The 3,922-nt window shown below is 58.1% G+C and carries 5 protein-coding genes; all 5 read left to right on the forward strand.

The features are described from left to right. Window positions 1-243: 243 nt before the first annotated feature. Window positions 244-411 carry a Flp family type IVb pilin gene (locus tag WA989_RS01895; RefSeq protein ID WP_424338837.1) on the forward strand — a complete coding sequence of 56 codons (168 nt, stop codon included), beginning with the start codon at window positions 244-246 and terminating at the stop codon, window positions 409-411. 148 nt (window positions 412-559) lie between these two features. Next, window positions 560-1,075 (forward strand): A24 family peptidase, encoded by a 516-nt coding sequence (locus tag WA989_RS01900; protein WP_424338838.1) that lies wholly within the window; start codon window positions 560-562, stop codon window positions 1,073-1,075. A gap of 79 nt (window positions 1,076-1,154) precedes the next feature. Beyond that, window positions 1,155-1,988, forward strand: coding sequence for a Flp pilus assembly protein CpaB (gene cpaB, locus WA989_RS01905; RefSeq protein ID WP_424338839.1), 834 nt, complete (start codon window positions 1,155-1,157; stop codon window positions 1,986-1,988). Then, window positions 1,988-3,547 (forward strand): type II and III secretion system protein family protein, encoded by a 1,560-nt coding sequence (locus WA989_RS01910; protein ID WP_424338840.1) that lies wholly within the window; start codon window positions 1,988-1,990, stop codon window positions 3,545-3,547. Before cpaB ends, WA989_RS01910 begins: the two co-directional genes overlap by 1 nt. A 9-nt stretch (window positions 3,548-3,556) precedes the next feature. Beyond that, window positions 3,557-3,922, forward strand: a 366-nt coding sequence (locus WA989_RS01915) for a CpaD family pilus assembly lipoprotein (RefSeq protein WP_424338841.1), incomplete at its 3' end; no start/stop codon positions are given.

Below are 3,922 nucleotides of genomic sequence, written 5' to 3' on the forward strand. Positions count from 1 at the left end.
CCCTAACGGCGCACGCAATCAGATGGGTCCTATAATAAAAGACATTAAATCAGGGCCAAAATCGTCCAAAATTCCCGCTGCAGGGCCGATTGTGGGCAAAAGTTAAGAAATCATCCGCATGCGTTCAGGAATTTTCTGTACCGGTTTACTGGATATTCAGCGCTCTTGGTTAGAACCATCCCTGTTCCGGGAATAAATCCGAATACATCGGAACGTAATTAACGCATGATGATGGAGTCTCCAATGCAAAAGCTTGTAAAATGGTTCAACAGTGAATCCGGTGCGACCGCGATTGAGTATGGCCTGATTGCTGCCCTGATCGCCGTTGCGATCATCGGTGCTGTCACCGCTCTCGGTGGCGAAACCTCTGACACGTTCAACGACGTTTCTGACGCTATCGCTGCGCGCTAAGCGCACTTCCTTCTCGTAAGGAAATTCAGTTTGAAGCCGCCGGGTCCGCCCGGCGGCTTCTTTCATTCTGGCCAACAAAAAATTGATCCGGAAATCAAGTCTTCAGACTTTCTTTCTAGACAGGGAAGGTAGTCAGACGGGGCGTGTCATGATCGAAGCAGTATTCACTTTCGTATTTCTCAGTCTTTGTATTTATGCAGCGCTCAGGGATGTCGAAACGCTGACCATCACGAATGGCCTCAATCTCGTCATCGCCTTCCTGTTTTTCCCCGCAATGATCATTGCCGCGCCTGGCTGGGATGTCTTCGGTGCCCACCTTCTGGCCGGCACGATCGCCTTCGCTGTCTCTGTCCTTCTATTTGCGTTTGGCGTGTTTGGAGGCGGCGATGCGAAGATGATCCCAGGCGTCATGCTGTGGCTCGGGCCTGCAGCGACGCTGCCTTTCCTGACAGCCATGGCGGTTCTGGGCGGCGGGCTCGCTTTGATTGTCATTCTCGGGCGAAAGCTGGTGCCGGCCCACGCTGCGCCAGGCTTTGCTGCCGAAACGCTGCAGACCGGCAATGGCGTGCCCTATGGAGTCGCGATTGCCGGCGGTGCGATCTTTGCCGCGCCCATGTCTCCGCTACTGATCTCCATAAACTTCGCAACTGCCCTCGGAAGTTAACTATGCCTTAGGCTGTGGGTGCGAAAGTCCGGTCATTGATTCTCGAAGTCTTGAGAGAATGAGTTGAGAGGGCGGGACGATGTCACCAATACGTTTGATTATTTTGCTGGTCGCGGCCGGCGCTGCCATCGGCGCCGCGCTTCTTGTCCGCAGCATGGCGTCTGCCCCCTCGCCCCAGGTCTCCAATGCGGAGCCGCAAATCATCGAGAAACAGGTCGAAGTTTCATCGACCAAGGTCCTCGTCGCACGCACTGACATGCGGATCGGCAATCTTCTGACGCCGGACGATTTTGAATGGTCCGACTGGCCCGAAAAAGCCGTGCATACCGGCTATATCACCCAGGAGATGAACCCTGAGGCGGTTGAAGAATATTCCGGCAGTGTCGTGAAGACAGCGCTCCTCGAAGGCGAGCCGATTTCTTCGACCAAGATTGTCAAAAAAGGCGAGACTGGATTCATGGCCGCGCTGCTGGCGCCGGGCCTGCGCGCCATTTCGGTCGAGATCTCACCTGAAACGGCATCGGCGGGCTTCATTCTGCCGGATGACCGCGTCGACGTGATCCTTACTTATGAAGTCGAAATCGTGACAGAGCGCGGCGTCAATGAGTCGACCCAGACCGAGACCGTAATTGAAAATGCCCGCGTGCTCGCGATCGACCAGATTTTCGGCGAGATGGATGGCACCCAGGTTCTGACCGGCTCGACGGCGACCCTGGAGCTTGCCCCGCGGCAGGCTGAACTTCTCGCCCATTCCTCGCGCCTCGGCTCGATTTCGCTCGCCCTGCGCAGCGTTGCCGACGCCGATGAGAATGAAGGTACAGCGACGGCCCGCACGGACCTGCTCGACGGGGATTCCGGCGCTGGCGGCGGGGTCAAGGTTTACAAGAATGGCTCGATGAGCGGGAGAAGCTGATGAGAGGCGTCAGTCGCATGCACAAGGCATTGGCAGCTATCTGCCTGTTTGCTGCGCCGCTAACGGCGCACGCCCAGAATCTGATGGGTGTTTCGGTGATGGAGCCGGGCGATACCAATGTCTCACAAACGATCAAGCTGGGGCTCAACAAGTCGACCGTGATCGAGCTTGACCGCCCGGTGGCCGATGTTGTCATCACCAGCCCGGAAATTGCTGATGCCGTGGTCCAGACGGCCCAGCGGCTCATTTTCCGCGGTGTGAGCGTTGGCGAGACCAATGCCTTCCTGTTCGACCGCCAAGGCAATCCGCTGCTCAACCTCGAAATCATCGTCGATGCCGACATGGCGGCGCTGAAGAAGCTGATTTCACGTCATGTGCCTGATGCGCGCGTCGAGGCCGAGAGCGTCGGCGGCAACATCCTGCTGACCGGGGAGGTCGAGAGCATTGCCCAGTCCGACCAGGTCATGCGGCTCGTGCGCGCCTATTCCGGGGTCGAGGACTTCGAGCCGGTGAACATGTTGTCGGTCAGCGCCAAGGACCAGGTCATGCTGGAAGTGCGCATCGTCGAGATGCAGCGCAGCATCGTCAAACAGCTGGGTATCAACCTGTCTGGGGCGACTAATTTTGGTGACCTCGCCAACCTTGTCGAGCAACAGCTGTTTACGCCGGACGGATCGGGCAACCTCGTTGACTCAGGCACAACCACGCTTGCGCCGGGTCTTCCATTCTCAAAGAATTTCAGTGCGAGCAGCGCGAATAGTTTCAATGTCGCCGGTAGTTCGCTTGGCGGCCTGTCAACCAGCGTAGGCTACACCAACTATGTCGGGGACAAGTTCCAGTCCTCCGCCGGCGCCGCGATCGATGCGCTCGAGCGGGTTGGCATTGTGCGGACACTGGCCGAACCCAATATCTCCGCGATTTCCGGCGAAAGCGCGAAATTCCTCGCAGGCGGCGAATTCCCCGTGCCCGTCGGCCAGGATAATAATGGACGGATCACGATCGAGTTCAAACCCTATGGTGTCGGTCTTGGCTTTACGCCAGTCGTGCTGTCCGAAGGGCGCATTTCCCTCAAGGTTTCGACCGAAGTGTCAGAGCTCACCAATCAGGGCGCTTTCCAGGGCCAGTCCGTGGCCGGCGTCGACGATCAGGGCAATGTAATCACCGCTCAGACGCTAACCATCCCGGCCCTGACGGTTCGCCGGGCAGAGAGCACGGTCGAGCTTCCGAGTGGCGGGTCGATGATGCTTGCAGGCCTGATCCAGAGCCGCTCGCGCCAGGCGATCGACCAGCTTCCGGGCATCAAGAAACTCCCCATTCTCGGGGCGCTCTTCCAGTCGCGCGACTTCCTCAACGAGGAAACCGAACTGGTTGTGATCATCACGCCTTACCTCGTCGACCCGACAAGCAAGGGCAAGCTGCGCACGCCGGCGGACGGCTACGCCAATGCCTCGGACCCACAGACCATTTTCTTCGGCAAGCTAAACGCCGTCTACGGAAAGAATGGCGAGGGCCTGTCGCAGGACAATTACAACGCTCCAGTCGGATTCATCGAGGAGTAAGAGGCTATCATGCGTACACTGAAAGTTTTTTCCGTCTCCATCGCCCTGGTGTCCGCACTCGCGCTTGCGGGCTGCTCGTCGACAGGCAAATACGGCCCCGTGCCCGAGAGCTATCTCTATGGCACCCAGCTTGACCGCAACGAAATCAAGGTTGCCGAGACGACAGAATATCTCGAAGTCCGGCTCAATCCGCTGGACTCGCATTTGCGGCTTGAGGAACGCGAGCGCATTCGCGCTTTTGTTGCTGACTACAAGCAGCGCGGTCATGGCCCGCTGGTCATGTCGCTACCGCAAAATCACCAGAACGATGACCTCGCCATCACTGCGGTCGCCGAGGCGCGCGAAATCGCCTGGACCGCTGGTGTAGCGTATGAG

The sequence above is a fragment of the Henriciella sp. genome, assembly GCF_049649345.1.
In the GTDB taxonomy this organism is placed as follows: Bacteria; Pseudomonadota; Alphaproteobacteria; order Caulobacterales; family Hyphomonadaceae; genus Henriciella.

What these genes read in the sequence shown, in the direction of transcription:
- WA989_RS01900 (WP_424338838.1), top strand. Translation starts at nt 560, where the DNA reads ATGATCGAAGCAGTATTCACTTTCGTATTTCTCAGTCTTTGTATTTAT.
- WA989_RS01910 (WP_424338840.1), top strand. Translation starts at nt 1,988, where the DNA reads ATGAGAGGCGTCAGTCGCATGCACAAGGCATTGGCAGCTATCTGCCTG.
- WA989_RS01895 (WP_424338837.1), top strand. Translation starts at nt 244, where the DNA reads ATGCAAAAGCTTGTAAAATGGTTCAACAGTGAATCCGGTGCGACCGCG.
- cpaB (WP_424338839.1), top strand. Translation starts at nt 1,155, where the DNA reads ATGTCACCAATACGTTTGATTATTTTGCTGGTCGCGGCCGGCGCTGCC.